A 25115-nucleotide genomic window follows, 5' to 3' on the forward strand; every position below is an offset into this window, starting at 1 on the left:
CGGGCGCCGTGGCGCCCGTTTTCCTTTGCAGCACCGACCGGCGTGGCCGGCCCGCGTTCAACGTGCGGCGAGCGTGTTCAGCGCATCCCCGGTGACGCGCACGATGCGCCATTCCGGCAGCACGGTCGCACCCATCTTTTCGTAGAAGTCGATCGCCGGCTGGTTCCAGTCGAGCACCGACCATTCGAAGCGAGCACAGCGGCGCTCGACTGCGAGTGCCGCGAGGTGCTGCAGCATCGCGGTGCCGAGGCCCGTGCCGCGCTGCGACGGCTGCACGTACAGATCCTCGAGATACAGGCCGCGACGGCCGAGGAACGTCGAATAGTTGTGAAAGAACAGCGCATACGCGACGATCGCGCCGTCGCGCTCGGCCACCAGCGCTTCGGCGGCGGGGCACTCGCCGAACAGCGCGTCGGCCAGATCGGCGTCGCTCGCGACGAACAGGTGCGTGAGCTTCTCGAACTCGGCCAGCTCGCGCATCAGCGCGAGAATCGCACCGACGTCGCGCGTTTCGGCCGAGCGGATCAGCGGCGTGCCGCTCACGCTTCCTCCGGCGGATCGGACAGCACGATCTCGATGCCGCCGAAGCGCGACGCGACCCAGTTGTACGCGTGGCAGGCGATCCACAGCAGCACGAAACCGAGGATCGCGTTCAGCAGCAGCGCGCTCAGGATCGTGCTCAGTTCGACCATCCCGTAGCGGATGTACGCGACCAGGATGCCGAGCAGCACGATCGGCACGCTGAACGTCAGGTAGACGAGGATCAGCGCCTTCGCGGTCTGTCCCGCGGCGATCGACGAGATTTGTTTCTTCATGTGCGGATTGCCCCCGTAGAGATATACCGATTGGAATTCAGATCAAGCCGTCGAGCGGCAGGATGTCGACCGGGGCGCCCGCGTCGACTGCCGCGGAATCGTGGCCCAGGACGATGAAACAGTTGGCGGCCGCGAGGCCGCTCAGCGATGCGGAACTCTGCGAACCGGCCGGCGCGACGTGCCACTGGCCGTCGGCGTCGCGCGTCGCGACGGCGCGCAGGTATTCGGTACGGCCCGGGCGCTTTTTCAGCGCCTGCGTGCTGCGTGCCGTGTACATCGCCGGCGGTGGCGCATGCGCGCCGGCCAGCGTCAGCAGCGCGGGGCGCACGATCGCGTAGAACGTCACGGCGGACGCGACCGGATTGCCGGGCAGCCCGAAGAACAGCACGTGGCCGGCGCCGTCGGCCGCAGGCGCGAGCGTGCCGCACGCGAGCGGCCGGCCGGGCCGCAGCGCGAGGCTCGCGAAGGTCACGTCGCCGAGCCGCGCCATCACGTCGCGCGTGAAATCGGCTTCGCCGACCGACACGCCGCCCGACGTGATCACCGCGTCGGCCTGTGCAGCGGCGGCATCGCGCAGCGCGCGTTCGAGCGCCGCCGGATCGTCGCGGACGATCCCGAGATCGAGCGCGTCGATGTGCAGCCGTTCGAGCATCGCGACCAGCATCCCGCGATTGCTGTCGTACAGCGTGCCGCGATCGAGCGGCTCGCCGGGTTCGCGCAGTTCGTCGCCGGTCGAGAACACGGCGACGCGCACGCGGCGGCGCACCGTGACTTCGCGCAACCCGAACGATGCGAGCAAGCCCAGATCGGACGGGCGCAGGATGCGCCCGGCGGCAAGCGCGCAGGCGCCGCGGGCGAGATCCTCGCCGGCCCGGCGGCAATTTGCGCCGCGCGTGACGTCGTGCGCGGCGAAGCGGATGACGTCGCCGTCGACGCGCACGCGTTCCTGCGGAATGACCGTGTCGCATCCGGCCGGCATCGGCGCGCCGGTCATGATGCGGATGCACGCACCGGGCGCCACGGCTCCGTCGAACGGATGGCCGGCGAACGCCGTGCCGGCGACCGTCAAGGCGATGTCGGCGGCCGATGCAAGTGCGTGCACGCTGCCGTCGAATGCATAGCCGTCCATCGCCGAGTTGTCGTACGCGGGAATGTCGAACGGCGCATTCACGTCGGCCGCGAGCACGCGGTCGAGGGCGTCATGCAGCGGCACCGTGTCGCACGCGTCGACCGGCACCGCGAACCGGCACGCGAGCGCCTGCGCGTCGGCGAGCGACAACGGGGCAGCGGAATCGGGTGCGGTTCGGGAGGCGGGCGAGGATTGCGTGATCATGAGTCTGACTGCGCCGCAAGGCGTATCGGGTTCGTGGCCGGTGGCGCGCGGAGGGCGCCGGAGCGCGAAGGCGCATGCGGCGGGCGGGAGCGGATGCCGGGGCCGTCAACGACGGGCAAGCGCGGCAAGTTCCTGCCAGGAGTTGGCATTGTAAAACGCACGCTCGTCGCAGAACTCGACTTCGACCGTCTTGTGGCGTGCGTACCACGCACGCACCTTGCGCTCGCCGGCCGCGAGCCCGGCCGCGAGGTCGTCGGCAAGCGACGTGCGCAGCAGCGCGAAGGTGGGCTGCGGCGAACGTGCCTGTTGCGCGTCGACGGTCACCGCCATCGCGATGTCGGCCTGCTGCGCATCGAGCGCCGCATGCAGCCGTGCGACGAGGTCGGTCGGCAAATAGGGCGTATCGCACGGCGAGCACGCGACGAGCGGTGCGCGCGCCGCGCGCATGCCGGCGAGCAGACCCGCGAGCGGGCCGGGGAAATCGGGTATTTCGTCCGGCACGATGCGCGCGTCGAACGGCGCACCGAGCTCGGCATAGCGATCGATGTTGCGATTCGCGCTGATCAGCGTCTCGTCGACCTGTGGCGAGAGCCGGCGCAGCACGTGCAGCGCAAGCGGCGTACCGTCGAGCAGTTGCAGGCCCTTGTCGGCGCCGTCCATGCGCGTCGCGCGGCCGCCCGCGAGCAGCAGGCCGGTGACGGAAGGCGAGGTGGAAGCGGACATCGCGGGAAATCGGGGCGGCGGGCGCGCGTCAGCCGCCGATGTACGACATTTCTACGCGCTTGCCGGCATCGTGGGGCGCCGCGTCGGCGGCCGCGCTGCCGCGCAGCTGCGAATAGCGGTCGGTGCGGGCCTGCCAGATGCGGGCGATCGCGGTCGCGATTTCGGCGTCGCTGGCGCCGCCGCGCACGAGGGCGCGCAGGTCATGGCCGGTCGACGCGAACAGGCACAGGTACAGCTTGCCTTCGGTCGACAACCGCGCGCGCGTGCAGTCGCCGCAAAATGCCTGTGTGACGCTCGAGATCACGCCGATTTCGCCGCTGCCGTCGGCATAGCCCCAGCGCTGCGCGGTTTCCGCCGCCGTGTGCGGCTCGAGCGGCACGAGCGGGAACTGTTCGGCGATCCGTGCGACGACGTCCGCGGACGGCAGCACTTCGGTCATGTTCCAGCCGTTCGACGTGCCGACGTCCATGTATTCGATGAAACGCAGGATCACGCCGGTGTCGCGGAAGCGCTCGGCCATCGGCAGGATCTCGCTGTCGTTGGTGCCGCGCTTCACGACCATGTTGACCTTGACCGGCGCGAGGCCCGCGGCCTGCGCGGCGAAGATGCCGTCGAGCACGTCGGCGCTCGCGAAGTCGGCGTCGTTCATGCGCTTGAACAACGTATCGTCGAGCGCGTCGAGGCTGACCGTCACGCGCGTGAGGCCGGCATCCTTCAGTGCGCGCGCCTTGCGCGCGAGCAGCGAGCCATTGGTGGTCAGCGTCAGGTCGAGCGGGCGGCCGTCATGGGTCGTCAGGCGCGCGAGGCGCTCGATCAGGAATTCGAGGTTCTTGCGCAGCAGCGGTTCGCCGCCGGTGATCCGGATCTTTTCGACGCCGTGCGCGACGAACAGCCGCGCCACGCGCTCGATTTCTTCGTGCGTGAGCAGCGCGCTGTGCGGCAGGAACGGGTAGTTCTTGTCGAACACGTCTCGCGGCATGCAGTACACGCAACGGAAGTTGCAGCGGTCCGTCACCGAGATGCGCAGGTCGCGCAGCGGCCTGGCGAACGTGTCGGCCAAGGCGCCGTCGGGGGTATGCGCGACGCCGGAGATATCCGGCATCCCGCTGACGTCGGCGAGAGGAATGATGCGTCGGGACATGTTGAAAGAAGTGCGAGCCAAGCTTCTATTCTAGCCGCAAGCGGCTGGCCGGGCCGGTGGGCGGAAACCCGCAGCGCGGAAATGGAAAAGCCCGCCGGAGGCGGGCTTTTCCTGGTCGGGCGATGCGTCGCTTAATGTTGCGACGTTTCGACCTGCTGCATCGGGGTCGTGTCGACCGGCGGCAGCGCCTTGCGCTCGCGCGGAACGCGGACTGCGCGCGGCAGGCGCGACGCGGCTTCCTGAGCAGCGCGGAACTTGTCGGCGTCGGTGTTCACCCACACGAGACCGGCTTGTTCCAGCACGACATCGAGGCTCGCCGACGCTGGTGCAGCGGCCGTTTGCACGGGCGCCGGAGCAGGCGCGGCAACGGCTTCGACCGGCGCAGTTTCGACGCGAGCCGGTTCGACGGCGGCCGGAGCCGCTTCGGCTGCGACGACCGGTGCCGGTGCAGCCTGCTCGACGGGCGCGGACTGCGGCGCTTCGACGGCAGCCGGCGCGGCCGGCACTTCGAACGCATCGGTCGGCGAAACCGCGACCGGAGCCGGGGCGGCTTCCGGAGCAGCGGCCGGCGTGACCGGTGCCGCTTCGGCTGCCGGTGCGACGACGGCCGGCTCGAGCGGCTCGAGCGGCGCGACCGGCGTCGCTTCGACGCGAACCGGTGCCTGTTGCGGCTCGGCTGCGACCGGTGCCGCCGCTTCGGCAACGACTGCGCCTGCTGCGGCGACGGCTGCCACCGCGACCGGTGCGGCCGTATGAGCCGGCTCGACCGCGCTCGGGGTTTCCGTCGTCACGGCCTGCACGGCGGCTTCGCCGTCCGCGCCTTGCTCGGCGTGGTCGACGACTGCGCCTTCGTCCTCGCGCTCGCGACGACCGCCACGGCGACCGCGGCGGCGGCGACGACGTTCCTCGCCGTCACGTGCGCCGGCTTCAGCGTCGGCTGCGACATCGGCGCCCGGCAGGGCGACGGCTGCAGTCTGGTCGGCTGCCGCTTCCGGATGGTTCTCGCCACGGGTGACGGTTTCGAGCGTCGCCGCGTGTTGCGTCGGCTTGCGGCGCTCTCCGCGCTCGCGACGTTCGCCGCGTTCCTGGCGCTCGCCGCGGCCGGCTGCCTCGACGGCTTCCGGCTGCTCGGTGCGCTCGCGCGGTTCGCGGTTCTCGCGCGGTTCACGCGGTTCACGGCTCTCACGCGGCTCACGCGGTTCGCGGCCTTCGCGCGGGCCACGGCCCTCGCGGCTTTCGCGACCCTCACGGCTTTCGCGCGGCTCGCGGCCTTCACGCGGTTCGCGACCCTCGCGCGGTTCACGCGGCTCGCGCCCTTCCTTGCCTTCGCGTTCCAGGCGTTGCGACTGGCCACGGCCTGCCGCTGCCTGATCGCGACCGCCCTGAGCCTGCTGGGCGCCGCCGCGACGGTTACGGTTGCGATCGCCGCCGCGCTGCTCGGTCTTCTCGGTCCGCTCGCGGGCCGGACGGGCTGCCTGCTCCTTGGCCGGTGCCGGTGCGACCGGCGCGGGTGCCGGAGCCGGCGACATGCCGAACAGACCCTTCAGCCAACCGATGAAGCCGCCGCTCGCCGCGGCGACCGGTGCGGGCGCCGCAACCGGTTCGACCGGGCGCTGCGGTGCCGGGCTCGGTGCCGGACGCTCGGGCGTGATGCCCTTGACCGCGGCTTCCTGCTTCGGCTTCACGTCGGCCGCACGCTTGCTGTAGCCGGTTTCCGACTCCAGTTCGCGGGCGGCTTCTTCCGCCATCTTCCAGGACGCACGCGGATCGTCGAGGCGCGCGTCGTCATGGCGCAGGCGCTCGAGCTTGTAGTGCGGCGTATCGAGGTGCTTGTTCGGGATCAGCACGATGCCGACCTTGAAGCGCGACTCGATCTTGTTGATTTCCTGACGCTTTTCGTTGAGCAGGAAGGCGGTCACCTCGACCGGCACCTGGCAGTGGATCGCCGCGGTGTTTTCCTTCATCGCTTCTTCCTGAATGATCCGCAGGACCTGCAGCGCGGACGATTCGGTATCGCGGATGTGGCCGGTGCCGTTACAGCGCGGGCACGTCACGTGGCTGCCTTCCGACAGGGCCGGACGCAGGCGCTGGCGCGACAGTTCCATCAGGCCGAAGCGGGAGATCTTGCCCATCTGCACGCGCGCACGGTCGTGCTTGAGCGCATCCTTCAGGCGTTGCTCGACTTCGCGCTGGCTCTTCGCCGACTCCATGTCGATGAAGTCGATCACGATCAGGCCGCCGAGGTCGCGCAGGCGCAGCTGGCGGGCCACTTCGTCCGCCGCTTCGAGGTTCGTGCGGGTCGCCGTTTCCTCGATGTCCGCGCCTTTGGTCGCACGCGCCGAGTTGACGTCGATCGCGACGAGCGCTTCGGTGTGGTCGATCACGATCGCGCCGCCCGACGGCAGCGGCACCGTGCGCGAATACGCGGTCTCGATCTGGTGCTCGATCTGGAAGCGCGAGAAGAGCGGCACGTCGTCGTGGTAACGCTTCACCTTCGACACGTTGTCCGGCATCACGATGTCCATGAACGCACGGGCCTGATCGTAGATCTCGGTCGTGTCGATCAGGATTTCGCCGATATCGGGCTGGAAATAGTCCCGGATCGCGCGGATCACGAGGCTCGATTCCAGATAGATCAGCATCGGCTGGCCGGAATTGCCGCTTTGCGATGCCGCTTCGATCGCGCGCCACAGCTGCAGCAGGTAGTTCAGGTCCCACTGCAGTTCCTCGGCGCTGCGGCCGATGCCCGCGGTGCGGGCGATCATGCTCATGCCGTCGGGAATCTGAAGCTGCGCCATGGTTTCGCGCAGTTCCTGCCGCTCGTCGCCTTCGATCCGGCGCGATACGCCGCCGCCGCGCGGGTTGTTCGGCATCAGCACGAGGTAGCGGCCGGCGAGCGAGATGAAGGTCGTGAGGGCGGCGCCCTTGTTGCCGCGCTCTTCCTTCTCGACCTGAACAATCAGCTCCTGGCCTTCGCGCAGGGCATCCTGGATGCGCGCGGAGCGCATGTCGATGCCTTCCTTGAAGTACTGGCGGGCGACTTCCTTGAACGGCAGGAAGCCGTGGCGGTCTTCGCCGTAGTTAACGAAGCACGCTTCGAGCGACGGCTCGATGCGGGTCACGACACCTTTGTAGATATTGCCCTTGCGCTGTTCGCGCCCGGCTGTCTCGATGTCGATGTCGATGAGCTTCTGCCCATCGACGATGGCGACGCGCAGCTCCTCCTGCTGCGTCGCATTGAACAGCATGCGTTTCATGAACGACTCCAGGCGGCTCTGCTGCCGGCGCCTCGCGGTTGTCAGTCGCGAGGGCGGGAACGACGGCAGGCCGCGCCTTGTTGTGTTGTCACGGGCACGCTGGAGCGGGAAGGATGGCGGGGAGAATTGCCTGAAGAGGCGCTTGGGCCCGAAAGACGGGGCCGGCGGCCAAAGGGCACCTGCGAACACGGCTTCAAAGCACGGCGTCCACACACCGCACGCTGCGAAAGCGCGCTAAGCCTGAGACCGGGGCACTGCCACGGGGCGCGCGCAATGCGTCGCGCGCGCCGACGGGCGGCAGATGCTGCGGCTTGGGCCGCAGCGGGGAGTATCGAATCCAGCCCGACTTTCCCGCCTGGGGTGTACTTCCCTGGTTTGACGTCGCCAAGCCCCGCACGCTTCGCGGGGCCAAATCGGGCGCAACGCCGTATTTTCGCAACCGGCAGCCTGCGGACGTACTTCACGCCGTCGGGCTGCCGATCAAATTCTTTTCAACCAACTTTCCGTTACCGCGGCGCCTTGCCGACCGAATCCGCCTGTGGGCGCGATCCTTGCCGACGGGCGGCGCCGTGCGTGCAACTTGCTGCATCTCTTTGATCAGGGGCGAGCAGCAGACCCCCGGCGCAAGTAAAATAGCGGTTTGCGCTTGCGCCTTGCCCGATTCCGTCGGGGCCGGCCTGTCAGGCCACCCTCAACGTCCGGCTGGGCAAAATTATATTCAGTATGAATGAGTTAGGCAAAATATCCCAGAATTCAGTCGCAAGCGGCCAGGTATCGATGATCCAGATCGACGAAAACTCGGCCGGTCAGCGGATCGACAACTTCCTGTTGCGCGTCTGTAAAGGCGTGCCCAAAAGCCATATTTACCGGATCCTGCGCAGCGGCGAAGTGCGCGTGAACAAGGGTCGGGTCGACGCCCAGTATCGCCTCGCGTTCGGCGACATCGTCCGCGTGCCGCCCGTGCGGGTGGCAGCGGCCGACCTCGCGCGCGCCGACACGCCGATCGTGCCGCCCGCGCAGTTCGATGTGTTGTACGAAGACGATGCGATGCTCGTCATCAACAAGCCGGCCGGCGTCGCCGTGCACGGCGGCAGCGGCGTCGCGTTCGGCGTGATCGAGCAGATGCGCCAGGCGCGTCCGCGCGCGAAGTTCCTCGAACTCGTGCATCGGCTCGACCGCGAGACCTCCGGGATCCTGATGCTCGCGAAGAAGCGCTCGGCGCTCGTCGGCCTGCACGAGCAGATCCGCGAGAACCGGATGGACAAGCGTTACTTTGCGTGCGGACACGGGGAGTGGCAGTCCGACTGGGGCCGCCGCCGTGCGGTGAAGGCGCCGCTGTTCAAGTATTCGACCCCGGAAGGGGAGCGGCGCGTGCGCGTGCAGGACGACGGCCTGCCGTCGCACACGGTGTTCAACCTGATCGAGCGCTGGCCGGACTACGCGCTGGTCGAGGCGGAACTCAAAACGGGTCGGACCCATCAGATCCGTGTGCACCTGGCGCATCTCGGCCTGCCGATCGCCGGCGACGCCAAGTATGGCGACTTCGCACTGAACAAGGCGCTGGCGCGCGCGAACGCGCAGCCGTCGCTCAAACGGATGTTCCTGCATGCGCACCGGCTGAAGCTCGCGCACCCGCTGACCGGCGAGGCGCTGCAGTTCGACGCGCCGCTGCCGGACGAATGCCGGCGCTTCCTCGATCAACTCCGCGCTCTGCGCGATACCGCCTGACTCGCATGGCCCGACAGCAATTTGACCTGATCGTCTTCGACTGGGACGGCACGCTGATGGATTCGACTGCGCACATCGCGCACAGCATCCAGGCCGCGTGCCGCGATCTCGGCCTGCCCACGCCGTCGGACGAGGCGTCCCGCTATGTGATCGGCCTCGGCTTGCGCGATGCGCTCCAGATCACTGCGCCGACTCTCGATCCGTCCGACTATCCACGGCTGGCCGAACGTTATCGCCATCACTACCTGCTGGACGATCAGCGCATCGAATTGTTCGCCGGCGTGCGCGAACTGCTCGCGGAATTGCGCGATACAGGTTACCTGCTCGCGGTCGCGACCGGCAAGGGCCGTGTCGGGCTGAACCGCGTGCTCGACCAGTCGAAGCTGACGAGCCTGTTCGATGCGACGCGCTGCGCGGACGAAACATTCTCGAAGCCGCACCCGGCGATGCTGCACGAATTGTCGCGCGAATTGGGGCAGGATCTTGCGCGTACCGTGATGATCGGCGACACCACGCACGACCTGCAGATGGCCGCCAGTGCCGGGGCCGCCGGCATCGGCGTCGCGTACGGCGCGCACACGGCCGATGCGCTGGCCGCCCTGACGCCGCGCTTCGTCGCGCCGGACGTCGGCGCGCTGGCGGCGTGGCTGCGGGAGCACGCATGAGCACGACGCCGGACGCCGTACGCGTGTGCGCATCGGACGCGCTGGCCGACGGCGGCGCCGGCGTGCGTGTCGACGCGTCGCTGCGCGGCGAGCAGGCGGTCGTGTTCTTCGTGCGTTACGAAGGTCGCGCGTACGGCTACTTGAACCGCTGCGCGCACGTGCCGATGGAGCTCGACTGGGCCGAAGGGCAGTTCTTCGAGTCGTCGGGCCTGTACCTGATGTGCGCGACGCACGGCGCGATCTACGCGCCGGATACCGGCAAGTGTGTCGGCGGCCCGTGCCGCGGCGGTCGTCTGCGGCCGGTCGAAGTCGACGAGCGCGACACGCCGGACGGGCGTGCGGTATTCTGGGTGCCGGATGCCGACCTGGGGCCCGCCGCTCCGCCTCCTTCCGCCACGACCGACTGAAGACATTACTGCATGGCCGACCAACCGAACATCCCTGATTCCTCGCCCCGTCCCGACAGCCGCGAACCGAACTGGGAGCGTGCGGCGCTCGAGCGGATCGCGCTCGCGGCCGTCAAGGAGCAGCGCGCGGCGCGGCGCTGGAAGATCTTCTTCCGCTTCGCGTTCCTCGGCGTATTCGTGCTGTTCGCGTTCGCGCTGATCGATTTCTCGAGCGACTCGAAGTTCTCGTCGAGCGGGCGCCACACGGCGCTCGTGACGATCGACGGCGAGATCGCGGCGGGCACCAACGCGAACGCCGACGACATCAATACGGCGCTGGATGCCGCTTTCGACGACAGCGGCACGGCCGGCGTCGTGCTGCGGATCAACAGCCCGGGCGGCAGCCCGGTGCAGGCAGGGATGGTCTACGACGAGATCCGCCGGCTCCGCACGAAGTATCCGGACAAGCCGTTGTACGTCGTCGTGACCGACATGTGCGCATCGGGCGGCTATTACATTGCGTCCGCCGCCGACAAGATCTTCGTCGACAAGGCGAGTATCGTCGGCTCGATCGGCGTGCTGATGGACGGGTTCGGCTTCACGGGCCTGATGGGCAAGCTGGGCGTCGATCGCCGCCTGCACACGTCGGGCGAAAACAAGGGCTTCTACGACCCGTTCTCGCCCGAGACGCCGAAGATGGATGCCCATGCGCAGGCGCTGCTCGACCAGGTCCATGCGCAGTTCATCAAGGCGGTGAAGGATGGCCGCGGCAAGCGGCTGCACGAAACGCCCGACATGTTCTCGGGTCTGTTCTGGACCGGCGAGAAGAGCGTCGAACTCGGGCTCGCCGACGGCTACGGCACGACCGACACGGTCGCGCGCGACGTGCTGAAGGCGCCGGATCTCGTCGACTACACGGTGAAGGAAAGCCTGACGAATCGCGTTGCGCGCAAGTTCGGCGCGGCCGTCGGCGGTGCCGCGATGAAGGCGCTGACCGCCGGCGGCGCGTCGTTCAGCCTGCGCTGAGCGGCAACCGGCCGGCGCCGCGGCGAGCGGAGCGGGGCGCCCCGTGCCGCGAGGCTGTCGCCGGTGCCGATCTCAGTTCGCGAGCAGCAGGAAGATGGCGGGGCGCTTGTGCAGATTCGGCGCAGGCGCCTTTTTCCAGTCGGCCACCGTACGGCTGGCGATCGTCTCGGTCTCGAGGGTCAGATCGGCCGCGACGCAGATCTGCGTCGACGGCGCGCAGGTCGCGACGAGCGTGTCGAGCATCGCGTGGTTCCGGTACGGCGTCTCGATGAAGATCTGCGTCTGGCGCGCCTTGCGCGACAACTGCTCGAGTTCGCGCAGGCGTTTCGCGCGCGCGGCCGCATCGACCGGCAGATAGCCGTTGAACGCGAAACTCTGGCCGTTCAGGCCGGATGCCATCAGCGCGAGCAGGATCGAACTCGGCCCGACGAGCGGCACGACCTTCACGCCGCGCTCGTGCGCCCGGCGGACCAGCAGCGCGCCAGGATCGGCAACGGCGGGGCAGCCGGCCTCGGATACGAGCCCGGCGTCCGCGCCCGCCAGTACCGGTGCGAGCAGCCGGTCGATCTCGCCGGCCGGCGTATTGACGTTCAGTTCCCGGATCTCGATTTCCTGGATCGGCCGCGTCGTGCCGATCTTCTTCAGGAACGCGCGGGTCGTTTTCGCGTTTTCGCCGATGTAATAGCCGAGCGTGCCGGCGCGCGCCTGCACGGCCGCGGGCAGCACGGCGGCGAGCATCGATGCGTCGCCTTCGCCGAGGGTGTTCGGGACGAGATAGAGCGTGCCGGCCGTCATGCGCGGTCTCCCTGGGTGGCAAAGAGCGGATAGCCCGCGGCGCGCAGCATCCGCGTGAGCGCGATCAGCGGCAGGCCGACGAGCGCCGTCGGGTCGTTGGAGTCGATGGCATCCAGCAGCGCGATGCCGAGGCCTTCGGATTTCGCGCTGCCGGCGACGTCGTACGGCGTTTCCGCACGCAAGTACGCGTCGAGTTCGGCTTCGGGAAGCGAGCGGAAGCGCGCGTGCGTGACGACGTCCTCGCTCCAGGTTTCACCCGTGCGGCTGTCGTACAGGCTGAGCGCACTGTGGAATTCGACGTCGCGGCCCTGCATCGACAGGAGCTGCGCGAGCGCGCGCTCGTGCGTGCCGGGCTTGCCGATCTGGCAGCCGTCGAACGTCGCGACCTGGTCCGACCCGATCACGAGCACGCCGTCCGGCGCGTCGATCGTCGCGGCGACCGCGCGCGCCTTCGCGCCGGCGAGGCGCAGCGCGGTCGCGGCCGGCGTTTCGCCTGGGAGCGGGGTTTCGTCGAGGTCGGGCGACATCACGTCGAACGGCACGCCGAGGCGCTCGAGGAGCGTGCGGCGGTAGCGGGAACTGGAGGCGAGAATCAGCCGCGGCGGGCGGCAAACGGTATCCGGCATGGTCGATTGGGGCGATGAGTCGTCAGGTGTGGCGCGGTGTTGCGAGGGCGCAAGCATAAGTGATTGACCGCAAAAGGTAAAACAGGTATGCTTTCCCGCTTTTCGTCGGCAGGCTTTCGCAGTGGTGGCGCCTGCCGGGTTTTCGGAAGTAAAGTACGTAATCGTACGCGGCGTAGATCGCGCACGTGCGCGGCGCCGAATGTGCGGCGCCAGCAAGCCGGATCCCGCAAGTCAGCCTGTAGGCAGGAGCGCAACATGAACACTTCTTCTGGCAAACCTGCGGCGTCGCTTGATCCGCACGCGGTCGACCTGTTCGAATTCGCCCGCAGCGGGCGGCAGGCAGCGGGTGCCGTGCGTCTGTCGCAGCTGCCGCGCATGCTGAACGAAGTGCCGGCGGACGCGCCCGATCGCGACACGGTCTTCACGTGGCAGGCCGAGGGGTTCACCCAGAAGGAGTTGCAGGACGACGGCGCCGATGGGCAGCAGCCGTATCTGCGCCTCGCGGTGCACGGCCACGCGTGGCTCACGTGCCAGCGCTGCATGACCCCGTACGACCAGACGTTCGACGTCGACATGACGTACCGGGTCGTTGCGACCGAAGAAGAAGCTGAAGAATTTCCGCTCGACGACGATGAAGCCGATGTGATCGTGGGCTCACGCCAGTTCGATCTCGTCGACTTGATCGAAGAGGAGTTGCTGCTTTCGTTGCCGCTCGTGCCCAAGCACGAGGTTTGCCCGGCAGTTCACGAAAGCCTCGTGTCGGGTGCGAGCGGTCCTTCGGAAGACGCGGACGACGAGTCCGCCGAAGACGGGGACGAAGGCAAACGGCCGAATCCGTTCGCGGCGCTGGAAGCGCTGAAGAAGGATGGGGACGGCGGCAAGAAACACTAAGCAGTTGTGGCGCGGGAAGGCGTAAGGGCTTTGGGCCAGGGTAGTTAAGCGCCGGATCGGGCTGTGTTAGAATCCGGAAAATTATTTAGGAGTTAGTCATGGCAGTCCAGCAAAACAAGAAGTCGCCGTCGAAGCGCGGCATGCATCGTTCGCACGATTTCCTGACGGCAGCGCCGCTGGCAGTCGAGCCGAGCACGGGTGAAGTGCACCTGCGTCACCACGTCAGCCCGAACGGCTACTATCGCGGCAAGAAAGTCGTCAAGACGAAGAACGACTAAGCGTCAAGTCACGCGTTGCGCGCTACGATCGCCGTTCGCGTGACAACTGGTTCGCTTGACACTTTCCTGGCTCAACAAAAAGGCGGCATTCAACTGCCGCTTTTTTGTGCCTGAAATTCGTCGCATTCCATGACCGTAAAGCTCACAATCGATTGCATGGGAGGCGACCACGGCCCGTCCGTGACCGTTCCCGCGGCAGTCAAGTTCGTCCGCGCGCATCCCGATGCGCACCTGATGCTCGTCGGCATCGAAAGCGCGATCCGCGCTCAGCTGAAAAAGCTGAAAGCCCTCGACGATCCCGCGCTGACCATCGTGCCCGCCACCGAAGTCGTGGCGATGGACGACCCTGTCGAAGTGGCGCTGCGCAAGAAGAAGGATTCTTCGATGCGTGTCGCGCTCAACCACGTCAAGGAAGGCGCGGCCCAGGCCTGTATCTCCGCCGGCAACACCGGCGCGCTGATGGCCGTTTCCCGTTATGTGCTCAAGACGCTGCCCGGCATCGAGCGGCCTGCGATCGCGTTCGCGCTGCCGAACCCGACCGGCTACACGATGATGCTGGACCTCGGCGCGAACGTCGACTGCGAGCCGCAGCACCTGCTGCAGTTCGCAGAGATGGGGCACGCGCTCGTCGCCGCGCTCGAAGGCAAGGAGCGTCCGACGATCGGCCTCCTGAACATCGGCGAAGAGGTCATCAAGGGCAACGAGACGATCAAGCGCGCAGGTGAACTGCTGCGCGCCAGCACGCTGAATTTCCGCGGCAACGTCGAAGGCAACGACATCTACAAGGGCACGGTCGACGTGATCGTCTGCGACGGCTTCGTCGGCAACGTCGCGCTCAAGACGTCCGAGGGGCTGGCGCAGATGCTGTCCGACATCATCCGCGAGGAGTTCGGCCGTTCGCTGATGTCGAAGCTGATGGCGCTGCTTGCGCTGCCGGTGCTGATGCGTTTCAAGAAGCGTGTCGATCACCGCCAGTACAACGGTGCGGCGCTGCTGGGGCTGAAAAGCCTCGTGATCAAAAGCCACGGTTCGGCCGATGCCTACGCGTTTGAGTGGGCGATCAAACGCGGGTATGATGCCGTCAAAAACGGCGTGCTGGAGCGCCTCGCGCGCGCGATGGCGGACAATTCGGTGTCGCTCGGCGACGGCGAACACGACGCGGGCGGCGCGGGCCAGACGAGCCCGGCCGCAGGCCATCACGCCGAACCTTCCGCTGCGCAATCCTCTAAAGCATAAATGGCCCAATCGACTCTCTATTCCCGCGTGCTCGGCACGGGCAGCTACCTGCCGCCCGACCGCGTCACGAACCAGCAGCTCGCCGATCGACTCGCGAAGGAAGGCATCGAGACGAGCGATGAGTGGATCGTTGCGCGCACGGGCATCCATGCGCGTCACTTCGCCGCACCGGACGTCACGACGAGCGATCTCGCGCTCGAAGCGTCGCGTCGTGCGATCGAGGCGGCCGACATCGATCCGCAGTCGATCGACCTGATCATCGTCGCGACTTCGACCCCCGATTTCGTGTTCCCCAGCACGGCGTGCCTGCTGCAGAACAAGCTCGGTATCAAGAACGGCGGCGCGGCATTCGACGTGCAGGCCGTGTGCTCGGGCTTCGCGTATGCGATGGCGACGGCCGACAGCTTCATCCGCAGCGGCCAGCACCGCACGGCGCTCATCGTCGGCGCGGAGACGTTCTCGCGCATTCTCGATTTCAAGGACCGTACGACCTGCGTGCTGTTCGGCGACGGCGCGGGCGCGGTGATCCTGTCCGCATCGGAAGAGCCGGGCGTGCTCGGCAGCGCGCTGCACGCGGACGGCAGCTATTCGAACATCCTCTGCACGCCGGGCAACGTCAATCGCGGCGTGATCGACGGCAGCGCGTTCCTGTACATGGACGGGCAGGCCGTGTTCAAGCTCGCGGTCAACGTGCTCGAAAAGGTCGCGATCGAGGCGCTCGCCAAGGCGAATCTCGCGCCCGAGCAGGTCGACTGGCTGATCCCGCACCAGGCCAACATCCGCATCATGACCAGCACCTGCCGCAAGCTCGGCCTGCCGCAGGAGCGCATGGTCGTGACGGTCGACCAGCACGGCAACACGTCGGCTGCGTCGATCCCGCTGGCACTCGACACCGCGGTGCGCGACGGCCGCATCCAGCGCGGTCAGCACGTGCTGATCGAAGGCGTCGGCGGCGGCTTCACGTGGGGCGCATCCGTCTTCCGCTACTGATCCGCGGCGCGCAATTGCTGCGCGCGGATCCCGAACCGGCGCGCCGTTCGCGCGCGCCGTCCGAATCGATTCAATTGGGGACGATATGAAATTTGCATTCGTTTTTCCGGGGCAGGGCTCGCAGTCGGTCGGCATGCTCAACGCATTCGCCGATCTGGCCGTCGTGCGCGAGACGCTCCAGGAAGCATCCGATGCACTCAATCAGGATCTCGGCAAGCTGATCGCCGAAGGTCCGGCCGAAGAGCTGAATCTGACCACCAACACGCAGCCCGTGATGCTGACGGCCGCCTACGCGTGCTATCGCGCATGGCAGCAGGCCGGCGGCCCGGCACCGTCGATCGTCGCGGGCCACAGCCTCGGCGAATACACGGCGCTCGTCGCCGCGGGCGCGATCGCGTTCAAGGACGCGGTGCCGCTCGTGCGCTTCCGCGCGCAGGCGATGCAGACGGCCGTGCCGGTCGGCGAGGGCGGCATGGCCGCGATCCTGGGTCTCGACGACGACACGGTGCGCGCGGTGTGCGCCGAAGCCGCGCAAGCGGGCGTCGTCGAAGCCGTGAACTTCAACGCGCCGGCGCAGGTCGTGATCGCGGGCGCGAAGGCGGCCGTCGAGAAGGCCTGCGAGATCGCGAAGGCGAAGGGCGCGAAGCGCGCGTTGCCGCTGGCGGTGTCGGCGCCGTTCCATTCGTCGCTGCTCAAGCCGGCGTCGGACCAGCTGCGCGACTATCTCGCGAACGTCGACGTGAAGGCGCCGCAGATTCCGGTCGTCAACAACATCGACGTCGCGGTGGTCAGCGATCCGGCCGCGATCAAGGACGCGCTGGTGCGCCAGGCCGCTGGTCCGGTGCGCTGGGTCGAATGCGTGCAGCACATCGCGGGCATGGGCGTCACGCACGTGATCGAGTGCGGTCCGGGCAAGGTGCTGGCAGGGTTGACGAAGCGCATCGACGGCAATCTGGTCGGTGCATCGGTGTTCGATCCGGCTTCGCTCGACGAAGCACTGAAGCTGGCGACCGCCTGACGCGGCGCCTTTCCTCAAGAGACGGATATTCGATTCATGGAAAAGACTCTCGATAAACAGGTTGCGATCGTGACCGGCGCATCGCGCGGCATCGGCCGGGCGATCGCGCTCGAACTCGCGCGCCAGGGCGCGACGGTGATCGGCACGGCGACGAGCGAATCGGGCGCCGCCGCGATTACCGCAGGGTTCGCGGAAGCGGGCGTGACGGGCCGCGGCGCGGTGCTGAACGTCAACGACGCGGCGGCGGCCGAAGCGCTGATCGACGCGACCGTGAAGGAATTCGGCGCGCTCCACGTGCTCGTCAACAACGCCGGCATCACGCAGGACCAGCTCGCGATGCGGATGAAGGACGAGGACTGGGACGCGGTGATCGACACCAACCTGAAGTCGGTGTTCCGCCTGTCGCGTGCGGTGCTGCGTCCGATGATGAAGGCCCGCGGCGGCCGCATCATCAACATCACGTCGGTGGTCGGCTCGGCCGGCAACCCGGGCCAGGCCAACTACGCGGCCGCGAAGGCCGGCGTCGCGGGCATGACGCGTGCGCTCGCGCGCGAGATCGGCAGCCGTGGCATCACGGTGAACTGCGTCGCGCCGGGCTTCATCGACACCGACATGACGAAGACGCTGCCGGAGGAACAGCAGGCCGCGCTCAAGACCCAGATTCCGCTCGGCCGCCTCGGCAGCCCGGAAGACATCGCCCATGCCGTCGCGTTCCTCGCATCGCCGCAGGCCGGTTACATCACCGGCACGACGCTGCACGTGAACGGCGGCATGTACATGTCGTAACGATTTTCGTTTACCATCCGCGCCGTATCCCGTTTTTCAGGCGGATCGGCGCTTGATCGACCATCAAGCCAACGCGCGTTTTGGCGTCAGCAAACCTGATAAAATGCGCGCACTTGTAAATCTGAACTTTCCCTCGGAGGGGTAATGGATAACATCGAACAACGTGTCAAGAAGATCGTCGCTGAGCAACTGGGCGTCGCAGAAGCCGAGATCAAGAACGAAGCATCGTTCGTGAACGATCTGGGCGCGGACTCGCTCGACACGGTCGAACTGGTGATGGCGCTCGAAGACGAGTTCGGCATGGAAATCCCGGACGAAGAAGCAGAGAAGATCACGACCGTTCAGCAAGCGATCGACTACGCTCGCGCAAACGTCAAGGCGTAAGCGCCTTTCGCGCTTATCTGCCACGTCGCCGCGATCTTCGCGTTTGACGCGCCATCCTGCCGGCAACCGCGCCGGACGGACTAACAGCCACAGGGCTCGCAGGGCTGGTTCCTGTGGCCACTGTGGCTTTTGTTTTTGTCATCCAATGGAAAAGAGGTTACCGTGAGCCGCCGTCGTGTTGTCGTTACAGGCCTGGGGCTGATTTCGCCCGTTGGCAATAATGTTGCCGACGGCTGGGCCAATCTCGTCGCCGGCAAGTCCGGCATCGCCACCGTCACGAAGTTCGATCCGTCGAACCTTGCCTGCCATTTCGCGGGCGAGGTTAAGGGTTTCAGCGCCGAGGAATACATTCCGGCGAAGGAAGCCCGCAACATGGATACGTTCATCCATTACGGCATCGCAGCCGGCGTCCAGGCAATCCGGGACAGCGGCCTCGAAGTGAACGAAGCCAATGCGGAACGCATCGGCGTGCTGGTCGGCTCCGGCATCGGCGGCCTGCCGATGATCGAAGACACGCACCAGACCTACGTCGATCGCGGCGCGCGCCGGATCTCGCCGTTCTTCGTGCCGGGTTCGATCATCAACATGATCTCGGGTCACCTGAGCATCATGTTCGGCCTGAAGGGCCCGAACCTCGCGGCCGTGACGGCCTGCACGACCGGTCTGCACAGCATCGGCCTCGCGGCGCGCCTGATCCAGGCCGGCGACGCCGACGTGATGGTCGCGGGCGGCGCCGAATCGACGGTGTCGCCGCTCGGCATCGGCGGCTTCGCGGCCGCGCGTGCGCTGTCGACCCGCAACGACGATCCGGCCACGGCGTCCCGTCCGTGGGACAAGGATCGCGACGGTTTCGTGCTGGGCGAGGGCGCGGGCGTGATGGTGCTCGAGGAGTACGAGGCGGCGAAGGCGCGCGGCGCGAAGATCTATGCGGAAGTCTCGGGCTTCGGCATGACGGGCGATGCGTACCACATGACCGCGCCGAACATGGACGGTCCGCGCCGCTGCATGGTTGCGGCGCTGCGCGACGCCGGCGTGAACGCGGACGAGGTCCAGTACCTGAACGCGCACGGCACATCGACGCAGCTCGGCGACAAGAACGAGTCCGACGCGGTGAAGGCGGCATTCGGCGAGCACGCGTACAAGCTCGTCGTGAACTCGACGAAGTCGATGACGGGCCACCTGCTGGGTGGCGCGGGCGGCCTCGAGTCGGTGTTCACGGTGCTGGCGCTGCACAACAACGTGTCGCCGCCGACCATCAACATCTTCAACCAGGACCCCGAGTGCGATCTCGATTACTGCGCGAACACCGCGCGTGACATGAAGATCGACGTTGCCGTGAAAAACAACTTCGGCTTCGGCGGTACCAACGGCACGCTGGTGTTCAAGCGCGTCTGACGCTGAATCGCTTGACGAGTCCATTCGATGCTCCGGCCGGGCGTCCGCAGCGCTTTGCGTTGCGGGCCTCGGCCGTGTCGTATGTCGTGCTGGCCGTGTTCGTCGCGGCGGCTGCCGTGTCCGCGTACCTGTTCTGGGCGCCGCGGGCCGGTGCCGCAGCCGGCGCGTGCGTGTCCGCGGCGACGGCAGCGCTGCTTGCCATGTGTGCCGCACGGGCCTGTGCCCGTCGGCTGCCGGCCGAGTTGCGGATCGATGCATTCGGGGAGATTGCGGCGTTTGGCCGCACCGGGCGCTTGCTCGCCCGGGGCCGCGTGACCGGCCATGCGCACTGGAGCAGCCTGCTGCTCGTGCTGTCGGTCGGGCAGGGCGCCCGGCGTGCCCGGCCGCTGCTGATCCCGGCCGATGCGCTCGACGCCGCGTCGTTCAGCGCGCTGTCCGTGCTGGCGCGTACCGCGGGCACGGCAGGGCGGGCATGACGGTGGCGCAGTTACCGACCGTAACCAGCGGCCGGCGCCGGAACGCTACAATAACGCTCCGCGTTGCATCCCTAGTTAACGGATTTGTCAGGTGAGTGAAAAAGAAATCGATCAGGCTCTGGTCGAGCGCGTACAGAAAGGCGACAAGGCGGCGTTCGAACTCCTGGTCTCCAAATACCACCGCAAGATCATTCGGCTGATCTCGCGCCTCGTGCGGGATCCCGCCGAGGTCGAGGATGTGGCCCAGGACGCGTTCATCAAGGCGTATCGTGCGCTGCCGCAATTTCGCGGCGAGTCGGCGTTCTACACGTGGTTGTACCGGATTGCCGTCAATACGGCGAAGAACTACCTTGCGACGCAGGGCCGCCGGGCACCGACCTCAACCGAGGCCGATGCCGAGGAAGCGGAAACTTTCTCCGACGCAGACCAACTAAGGGATATCAACACGCCTGAGTCGATGTTGATGAGCAAGCAGATTGCCGAGACGGTCAACGCTGCAATGGCCGTCCTGCCCGAAGAACTGCGCCAGGCGATCACGCTGCGCGAGATCGAGGGCCTGAGCTACGAAGAGATCGCGGAAATGATGGATTGTCCGATCGGGACGGTCCGGTCGCGGATCTTCCGGGCGCGCGAGGCAATCGCTGCGAAATTGCGTCCGCTGCTCGATACGCCCGAAGGCAAGCGCTGGTAAGCGCGACGGGCGCAACGACGCGGGTCGGGGTCTAGTTACGGATAGAGTCGTGAAGTCACGACGGGGTGTGTGCAAGATGGGGAGCATCATGGGGTCGGTCAATACGCAGTCGCAAGCGTGCTCGCGCGGCGAGCGCCTTTCCGCTCTGGTCGACGGTGAACTGTTCGACGGCCCGGATCACGGGCAGTTTCTGGCTGAGCTCGACCGCGCGGATCGCGCTGCGTGGGCCCATTACCACCTGATCGGCGATGCGCTGCGCTCGGACGAGCTCGCGCTGTCGCCCGCGCTGAGCGTCGCGTTCACCGCGCGCATGTCGGCTGCGCTGGAAAGCGAGCCGCACCTGCTCGCGCCGGCCGCCGCGCCGGTCGCGCGCAAGCTGCTGTCGCTGCGCCGGCGTGTCGTGCCCGCGTTCGCGGTGGCCGCCGCGGCCGCCACGCTGACGTGGATCGTCGTCCCGCAGATGCAGACGGCCGGTGCGCCGGGCGCCGTCCAGGTCGCGTCGACAGGCGCACCGCAGAACGGCAACCTGCAGCGCGTGACGGTTGCGCAGGCATCGGCGCAGCCGGGCCTGCAGGACGTTAACATCATCCGCGACGCAAGTCTCGACCAATACCTTGAAGCGCATCAGCAATTCGCGCAGCAGCCCGTCGTCACGGGCTCGATGCCGCTGATCCGCGCTGCCGTGACCACCACGCCAGGCCAATAAACCCGATGCGGACATTGCAGTTGAATCACGCCATCTCCGGATGGAAGCGGCTGCCGGCCCTCCTGCTTTGCGCAGCCGCCCTGTTGTCCGTTCAATCCCTCCCCGCCAGCGCCCAGCAACCGGACGATCCCGTCGCGACCCGCAAGGGTGCGGCGGATTGGCTCGATCGCATCCAGCAGGCGGCGCAGCAGCAGAGCTACGAGGGTACGTTCGTCTACCAGCGCGGCGGGTATGTCCAGTCGTCGCGCATCGCGCACGTGGCGTCCCGCGACGGCGAGTTCGAGCGGATCGAGTCGCTCGACGGCAAGCCGCGCAAGGTTCTGCGGCACAACGACGAGTTGTACACGTTCGTCCCCGAGCGCAAGTTGTGCGTGGTCGAGCGCCGCCAGACGCGCGATTCGTTCCCTGCACTGCTCGGCGCGGGCGGCGAGCACGTGATGTCCGTTTATGACGCGAAGCTGCTCGGCAAGGACCGGGTGGCCGGGGTCGACGCGCAAGTGGTCGAACTCGTGCCGAAGGATGCGTACCGGTTCACGTACAAGCTGTGGGCCGACACCCGCACCGGGCTGCTGCTGCGTTCGCAGACGCTCGATGCGAGCGATCACGTGCTCGAGCAGGTCGCGTTTTCGCAAGTGCAGACGGGCGGCACGGTCGGCGACAAATCCGCGATCGCGGCCGGCATGCGCAACCTGAGCGGCTGGACGGTCGTTCGCCCGCCGGTCGCGACGGTCGACATGGAAGCGCAGGGCTGGCAGATCGCACCGACCATCGCCGGCTTCCGGAAGATTCGCGAGGTGCGCCGGCCGATGGCCGCGCGCGACGCCGGCGATCCGCCGATTCCGGTCGATCAGGCCGTCTTCACCGACGGCCTCGCGACGATCTCCGTCTTCATCGAGCCGGCCGAAAAGAACACGCGCAAGGAAGGGGCGGGCAGCACCGGCGCGACCCACGTGCTCGTGAAGCGTCGCGGCGACTACTGGATCACCGTGCTCGGCGAAGTGCCGCCGGCCACCTTGCAGCAGTTCGCGTCTGCCATAGAATACAAGGCTTCGTGCGACGCGAGTCGCATCGACTGTCGGCGTTAAGCCGACCACAGAGTGACCTTTGGTCACTATTTTTGAGAGGGGGAACTGACAGCCGTACGTTGGAACCCTCTATAGACGAAAAGCGGTCGCAGTTGGCCGTCTATCGTATTGCATTAGCCCGATTACCATCGGGTTCCGCCTAGTTAGCGGCGTCAACTCCGCTGACAAGGCGGATTGGTGTTTGCAATTTTCCCCGTAGCTTCCGGATGCGGGGTTGTGTTTACAGTCGAGCGAGAGTTCGGCGTGTCATTGTTCGGCCTCCTGGCAGCAATGGGAGGTAGTGAACCTGCTGTACGACCAGCAGTAACCTAGGAGGACATGCGTCACTGGTAACGGTGGGGTGTGAAGCTTCTCTGACAATGTAGCCCCTAGAAGTATCGGGCAGGTATCGGTCGCGAGGCCGCTACTTGGAGACTCCAAGCAGCAAAGGGGTCAAGGAGCTAGGTTGACTGAGATGGCCAACGTAAGTGAACTGCTGATAAACCTCGTCAGTATTGCGATGCCAAAGCTGCTGTTAGGCATCAACCAAAATGGTGTGCGGTCGGATAACCCGCTGGAGTATCGGGTTACGTCGTCATCGGACCGCCGGGGGAGAGGCAGGGCCTAATTCAGTCGTGTGACATGCCGGGAACGCGGTAAGCCCGTATGGTCGCCAGCGCAGTCGGCTGGCAGGCGAACCGCAAGGGACGCTGTTGATTGTGCGGGTATGGGAGGACGGAAAAAGCGAATGTCGGGCTGTAATGGCTCGGATAGGGATTGAAACATCATCCCACGCGAAAGCGGGCAGACTTCCGTCTGGTCTACCGTCGCAAGACGGCTGACTAACCCTCAGGCTGAGGTGTGATTGCTGGTGGCTTCTTAGTCATCAGTGTTTCTTTTTCATCCCTTGTGGGAGCAAAACGCTCCCGCAAGGGGACGTGTTGCTCTCCGCAAAGGGATTCACTTCTCGGAGCAGGAGAGCAGCATGAAAGTATCTACCCGTGAGGGCGGATCTGCGCTTTCCCACGCGCTGAACCACTGGCACGACGTCGATTGGCGTCGCGTGGAACGGAACGTGAGAGGGATGCAGATTCGAATTGCGAAGGCGACGCGGGAAGGCAACTGGCGCAAGGTGAAAACCCTGCAAAGGATGCTGACTCGCACGTTGTCCGCAAAGCTGTATGCGGTACGACGTGTTACGCAAAACCAAGGTGCACGAACGGCTGGGGTCGATCGTGAGGTATGGGACTCGCCTGAGAGCCGATGGGAAGCCATCGGCAAGTTGAAGCGGCGCGGATACAAGCCTCTGCCATTAAGGAGAGTCTTTATCCCCAAGGCCAATGGAAAGTTACGCCCTCTGGGCATACCGACCATGCGGGATAGGGCGATGCAAGCCCTGTACTTGCTGGCGTTGGAGCCGGTGTCGGAATCGACGAGCGACCCGAACTCATATGGGTTTCGGATTAATCGCTCAACGGCTGACGCCATGTCGCAGATATTTGTCTCTTTGTCCAAAAAGGCCTCGGCCCAATGGATTCTGGAGGCAGACATCAAAGGCTGCTTCGACTACATCAATCACGACTGGCTGATGACCCACGTCCCAATGGACAAGGAGATCTTGCGGAAGTGGTTGAAGGCTGGCCTGATCCACGAAGGTCGGCTACAGGCGACTGAGGCTGGTACGCCGCAGGGAGGCATCATTTCCCCGACGCTGGCTAATGTGACGCTGAACGGGCTGGAACGTGACTTGATGCTGCATCTGAATGCGACATTAGGGGTGCGGACGGCCCAAAAGCTGAAAGTAAATGTGGTGCGATACGCGGACGACTTTGTTATAACCGGCGCATCGAAAGAAGTGCTGGAGGACAAGGTCAGACCTTGGGTAGAAGGATTCCTTGCACAACGAGGACTGCAACTTTCCGAGGAAAAGACGCGGATTGTCCAGATTGACGAAGGCTTCGATTTCCTTGGGTGGAATTTCCGGAAGTACTCGGGAAAGCTGCTCATCAAACCTAGCAAGAAGAACGTGCAGACGTTCTACCGCAAGGTGGCGGAAGCGATCAGCGGCAATAAGACGGTAAAGCAGGAGGAGTTGATCCGACTGCTAAACCCGATGCTACGCGGGTGGGCGCAATACCACTGCCCCGTAGTAGCTAAGCAGGCGTACAGCCGTTTGGAGCATCTGATATTCCAGAGACTCTGGCGGTGGTCGAAGAGGCGGCACCCGCAGAAAGGTGCCGACTGGGTGCGAAGGAAGTACTTCCACTCGGTTGACAACCGGCGGTGGGTGTTTGCCTCCCGGACTGTACGGGAAGACGGCAGTGTTGGGCTACTTGAGCTGTACCAGATCAGCGGCACGGTCATCAAGCGGCACAAGAAGGTGAAGGGGGACTTCAATCCCTTTGATCCGAGTTGGGAGCAGTACAGCGAACAACTACGACAGGAGCGCATGGCAGATTCGATGCGCTACCGGCGACAGTGGGTCACGCTGTACATGACGCAGTGCGGGCTGTGTGCGCATTGCGGATGTGCTCTGACGGACGAAACGGGTTGGCACGACCACCATCTGGAGTATCGGATGCATGGCGGAACCGACGCGCTCTCCAACAGAGTGCTGCTGCACCCACACTGCCACCAGCAGGTGCACGTTGGTAGAATTGCTGTAACTAAGCCGGTCCAGCAATAGCTAGGACTTTGTTTGTAGG

The 25115-nt window shown here is 66.2% G+C and carries 25 protein-coding genes; 17 read left to right on the top strand and 8 right to left on the bottom strand.

Features of this window, described 5'->3' with window-relative positions; translation table 11 throughout:
- Positions 1-57 precede the first annotated feature (57 nt).
- From WS46_RS15860 to WS46_RS15885, 6 genes are all read right to left on the bottom strand, one after another.
- Positions 58-543 (bottom strand): GNAT family N-acetyltransferase, encoded by a 486-nt coding sequence (locus WS46_RS15860; protein ID WP_059691072.1) that lies wholly within the window; start codon positions 541-543, stop codon positions 58-60.
- Positions 540-815, bottom strand: coding sequence for a hypothetical protein (locus tag WS46_RS15865; RefSeq protein ID WP_006476519.1), 276 nt, complete (start codon positions 813-815; stop codon positions 540-542). The genes WS46_RS15860 and WS46_RS15865 overlap by 4 nt, the downstream gene beginning before the upstream one ends.
- Before the next feature lie 37 nt (positions 816-852).
- A complete protein-coding gene (glp, locus tag WS46_RS15870; protein WP_059691073.1) occupies positions 853-2148 on the bottom strand; it encodes a gephyrin-like molybdotransferase Glp in 1296 nt (431 codons plus the stop codon).
- A 105-nt stretch (positions 2149-2253) separates the two neighbouring features.
- Positions 2254-2871: a molybdenum cofactor guanylyltransferase MobA gene (gene mobA, locus WS46_RS15875; protein ID WP_059691074.1), complete on the bottom strand. Its 618-nt coding sequence runs from the start codon at positions 2869-2871 to the stop codon at positions 2254-2256.
- Between the two features lie 28 nt (positions 2872-2899).
- Complete coding sequence (gene moaA, locus WS46_RS15880; protein WP_059691075.1) at positions 2900-4012, bottom strand: GTP 3',8-cyclase MoaA; 1113 nt, start codon at positions 4010-4012, stop codon at positions 2900-2902.
- A gap of 131 nt (positions 4013-4143) precedes the next feature.
- Entirely contained in the window at positions 4144-7269 is a 3126-nt protein-coding gene (locus tag WS46_RS15885) for an Rne/Rng family ribonuclease (protein WP_059523749.1), read from the bottom strand.
- A gap of 723 nt (positions 7270-7992) precedes the next feature.
- On the opposite strand from WS46_RS15885, the gene WS46_RS15890 reads away from it, so the two are divergent.
- Genes WS46_RS15890 through WS46_RS15905 form a run of 4 tightly spaced genes read left to right on the top strand, consistent with a single transcriptional unit; the run spans position 7993 to position 11074 of the window.
- On the top strand, positions 7993-8997 hold the full coding sequence (locus WS46_RS15890; protein WP_059691076.1) for an RluA family pseudouridine synthase: 1005 nt from the start codon (positions 7993-7995) through the stop codon (positions 8995-8997).
- 5 nt (positions 8998-9002) lie between these two features.
- The gene (locus WS46_RS15895) at positions 9003-9662 is read left to right on the top strand and encodes an HAD-IA family hydrolase (RefSeq protein WP_059523745.1); all 660 of its coding nucleotides are present in this window, start codon (positions 9003-9005) and stop codon (positions 9660-9662) included.
- Entirely contained in the window at positions 9659-10069 is a 411-nt protein-coding gene (locus WS46_RS15900; RefSeq protein WP_059523743.1) for a Rieske 2Fe-2S domain-containing protein, read from the top strand. The genes WS46_RS15895 and WS46_RS15900 overlap by 4 nt, the downstream gene beginning before the upstream one ends.
- Before the next feature lie 12 nt (positions 10070-10081).
- Positions 10082-11074, top strand: coding sequence for a S49 family peptidase (locus WS46_RS15905; protein WP_059691077.1), 993 nt, complete (start codon positions 10082-10084; stop codon positions 11072-11074).
- A 72-nt stretch (positions 11075-11146) separates the two neighbouring features.
- Here the strand turns inward: WS46_RS15905 and WS46_RS15910 are convergent, their stop codons facing one another.
- Both WS46_RS15910 and WS46_RS15915 read right to left on the bottom strand, forming a co-directional pair.
- Complete coding sequence (locus WS46_RS15910; protein ID WP_059523739.1) at positions 11147-11869, bottom strand: SAM-dependent methyltransferase; 723 nt, start codon at positions 11867-11869, stop codon at positions 11147-11149.
- Entirely contained in the window at positions 11866-12495 is a 630-nt protein-coding gene (locus WS46_RS15915) for a Maf-like protein (protein WP_059691078.1), read from the bottom strand. The genes WS46_RS15910 and WS46_RS15915 overlap by 4 nt, the downstream gene beginning before the upstream one ends.
- A 255-nt stretch (positions 12496-12750) precedes the next feature.
- Between WS46_RS15915 and WS46_RS15920 the strand changes: the two genes are divergently transcribed.
- The 13 genes from WS46_RS15920 to ltrA all read left to right on the top strand — a co-directional run bounded on the left by WS46_RS15920 (position 12751) and on the right by ltrA (position 25096).
- Positions 12751-13386 (top strand): DUF177 domain-containing protein, encoded by a 636-nt coding sequence (locus WS46_RS15920; RefSeq protein WP_059691079.1) that lies wholly within the window; start codon positions 12751-12753, stop codon positions 13384-13386.
- 98 nt (positions 13387-13484) lie between these two features.
- The gene (gene rpmF, locus WS46_RS15925) at positions 13485-13664 is read left to right on the top strand and encodes a 50S ribosomal protein L32 (protein ID WP_006051932.1); all 180 of its coding nucleotides are present in this window, start codon (positions 13485-13487) and stop codon (positions 13662-13664) included.
- A 129-nt stretch (positions 13665-13793) separates the two neighbouring features.
- Positions 13794-14900, top strand: coding sequence for a phosphate acyltransferase PlsX (gene plsX, locus WS46_RS15930; protein WP_057928056.1), 1107 nt, complete (start codon positions 13794-13796; stop codon positions 14898-14900).
- Positions 14901-15890 carry a beta-ketoacyl-ACP synthase III gene (locus tag WS46_RS15935; protein WP_059691080.1) on the top strand — a complete coding sequence of 330 codons (990 nt, stop codon included), beginning with the start codon at positions 14901-14903 and terminating at the stop codon, positions 15888-15890.
- 85 nt (positions 15891-15975) lie between these two features.
- Positions 15976-16908 (top strand): ACP S-malonyltransferase, encoded by a 933-nt coding sequence (fabD, locus tag WS46_RS15940; protein ID WP_059691081.1) that lies wholly within the window; start codon positions 15976-15978, stop codon positions 16906-16908.
- Between the two features lie 36 nt (positions 16909-16944).
- Complete coding sequence (gene fabG / locus WS46_RS15945; protein ID WP_059523729.1) at positions 16945-17694, top strand: 3-oxoacyl-ACP reductase FabG; 750 nt, start codon at positions 16945-16947, stop codon at positions 17692-17694.
- Between the two features lie 144 nt (positions 17695-17838).
- Positions 17839-18078, top strand: a complete 240-nt coding sequence (gene acpP, locus WS46_RS15950; RefSeq protein ID WP_004197638.1) for an acyl carrier protein — start codon at positions 17839-17841, stop codon at positions 18076-18078.
- 162 nt (positions 18079-18240) lie between these two features.
- Positions 18241-19473: a beta-ketoacyl-ACP synthase II gene (fabF, locus tag WS46_RS15955; RefSeq protein WP_059691082.1), complete on the top strand. Its 1233-nt coding sequence runs from the start codon at positions 18241-18243 to the stop codon at positions 19471-19473.
- 11 nt (positions 19474-19484) lie between these two features.
- On the top strand, positions 19485-19949 hold the full coding sequence (locus WS46_RS15960; protein WP_059691083.1) for a protein YgfX: 465 nt from the start codon (positions 19485-19487) through the stop codon (positions 19947-19949).
- A gap of 91 nt (positions 19950-20040) precedes the next feature.
- Positions 20041-20640 (top strand): RNA polymerase sigma factor RpoE, encoded by a 600-nt coding sequence (rpoE, locus tag WS46_RS15965; protein ID WP_006752490.1) that lies wholly within the window; start codon positions 20041-20043, stop codon positions 20638-20640.
- Positions 20641-20728: 88 nt separating this feature from the next.
- Positions 20729-21346 carry a sigma-E factor negative regulatory protein gene (locus WS46_RS15970; RefSeq protein WP_059523722.1) on the top strand — a complete coding sequence of 206 codons (618 nt, stop codon included), beginning with the start codon at positions 20729-20731 and terminating at the stop codon, positions 21344-21346.
- A 5-nt stretch (positions 21347-21351) separates the two neighbouring features.
- Positions 21352-22431, top strand: coding sequence for a MucB/RseB C-terminal domain-containing protein (locus tag WS46_RS15975; protein ID WP_059523721.1), 1080 nt, complete (start codon positions 21352-21354; stop codon positions 22429-22431).
- Positions 22432-23395: 964 nt separating this feature from the next.
- Positions 23396-25096: a group II intron reverse transcriptase/maturase gene (gene ltrA, locus WS46_RS15980; protein WP_059523719.1), complete on the top strand. Its 1701-nt coding sequence runs from the start codon at positions 23396-23398 to the stop codon at positions 25094-25096.
- The last annotated feature ends 19 nt before the right edge of the window (positions 25097-25115 follow it).

The organism is Burkholderia sp. RF4-BP95 (genome assembly GCF_001521985.1).
GTDB classification, from domain to species: domain Bacteria; phylum Pseudomonadota; class Gammaproteobacteria; order Burkholderiales; family Burkholderiaceae; genus Burkholderia; species Burkholderia diffusa.

Coding starts and splice junctions, on each gene's coding strand:
- WS46_RS15865 (WP_006476519.1), bottom strand. CDS start 815: ATGAAGAAACAAATCTCGTCGATCGCCGCGGGACAGACCGCGAAGGCG.
- glp (WP_059691073.1), bottom strand. CDS start 2,148: ATGATCACGCAATCCTCGCCCGCCTCCCGAACCGCACCCGATTCCGCT.
- mobA (WP_059691074.1), bottom strand. CDS start 2,871: ATGTCCGCTTCCACCTCGCCTTCCGTCACCGGCCTGCTGCTCGCGGGC.
- moaA (WP_059691075.1), bottom strand. CDS start 4,012: ATGTCCCGACGCATCATTCCTCTCGCCGACGTCAGCGGGATGCCGGAT.
- WS46_RS15885 (WP_059523749.1), bottom strand. CDS start 7,269: ATGAAACGCATGCTGTTCAATGCGACGCAGCAGGAGGAGCTGCGCGTC.
- WS46_RS15890 (WP_059691076.1), top strand. CDS start 7,993: ATGAATGAGTTAGGCAAAATATCCCAGAATTCAGTCGCAAGCGGCCAG.
- WS46_RS15895 (WP_059523745.1), top strand. CDS start 9,003: ATGGCCCGACAGCAATTTGACCTGATCGTCTTCGACTGGGACGGCACG.
- WS46_RS15900 (WP_059523743.1), top strand. CDS start 9,659: ATGAGCACGACGCCGGACGCCGTACGCGTGTGCGCATCGGACGCGCTG.
- WS46_RS15905 (WP_059691077.1), top strand. CDS start 10,082: ATGGCCGACCAACCGAACATCCCTGATTCCTCGCCCCGTCCCGACAGC.
- WS46_RS15910 (WP_059523739.1), bottom strand. CDS start 11,869: ATGACGGCCGGCACGCTCTATCTCGTCCCGAACACCCTCGGCGAAGGC.
- WS46_RS15915 (WP_059691078.1), bottom strand. CDS start 12,495: ATGCCGGATACCGTTTGCCGCCCGCCGCGGCTGATTCTCGCCTCCAGT.
- WS46_RS15920 (WP_059691079.1), top strand. CDS start 12,751: ATGAACACTTCTTCTGGCAAACCTGCGGCGTCGCTTGATCCGCACGCG.
- rpmF (WP_006051932.1), top strand. CDS start 13,485: ATGGCAGTCCAGCAAAACAAGAAGTCGCCGTCGAAGCGCGGCATGCAT.
- plsX (WP_057928056.1), top strand. CDS start 13,794: ATGACCGTAAAGCTCACAATCGATTGCATGGGAGGCGACCACGGCCCG.
- WS46_RS15935 (WP_059691080.1), top strand. CDS start 14,901: ATGGCCCAATCGACTCTCTATTCCCGCGTGCTCGGCACGGGCAGCTAC.
- fabD (WP_059691081.1), top strand. CDS start 15,976: ATGAAATTTGCATTCGTTTTTCCGGGGCAGGGCTCGCAGTCGGTCGGC.
- fabG (WP_059523729.1), top strand. CDS start 16,945: ATGGAAAAGACTCTCGATAAACAGGTTGCGATCGTGACCGGCGCATCG.
- acpP (WP_004197638.1), top strand. CDS start 17,839: ATGGATAACATCGAACAACGTGTCAAGAAGATCGTCGCTGAGCAACTG.
- WS46_RS15970 (WP_059523722.1), top strand. CDS start 20,729: ATGGGGTCGGTCAATACGCAGTCGCAAGCGTGCTCGCGCGGCGAGCGC.
- WS46_RS15975 (WP_059523721.1), top strand. CDS start 21,352: ATGCGGACATTGCAGTTGAATCACGCCATCTCCGGATGGAAGCGGCTG.
- ltrA (WP_059523719.1), top strand. CDS start 23,396: ATGAAAGTATCTACCCGTGAGGGCGGATCTGCGCTTTCCCACGCGCTG.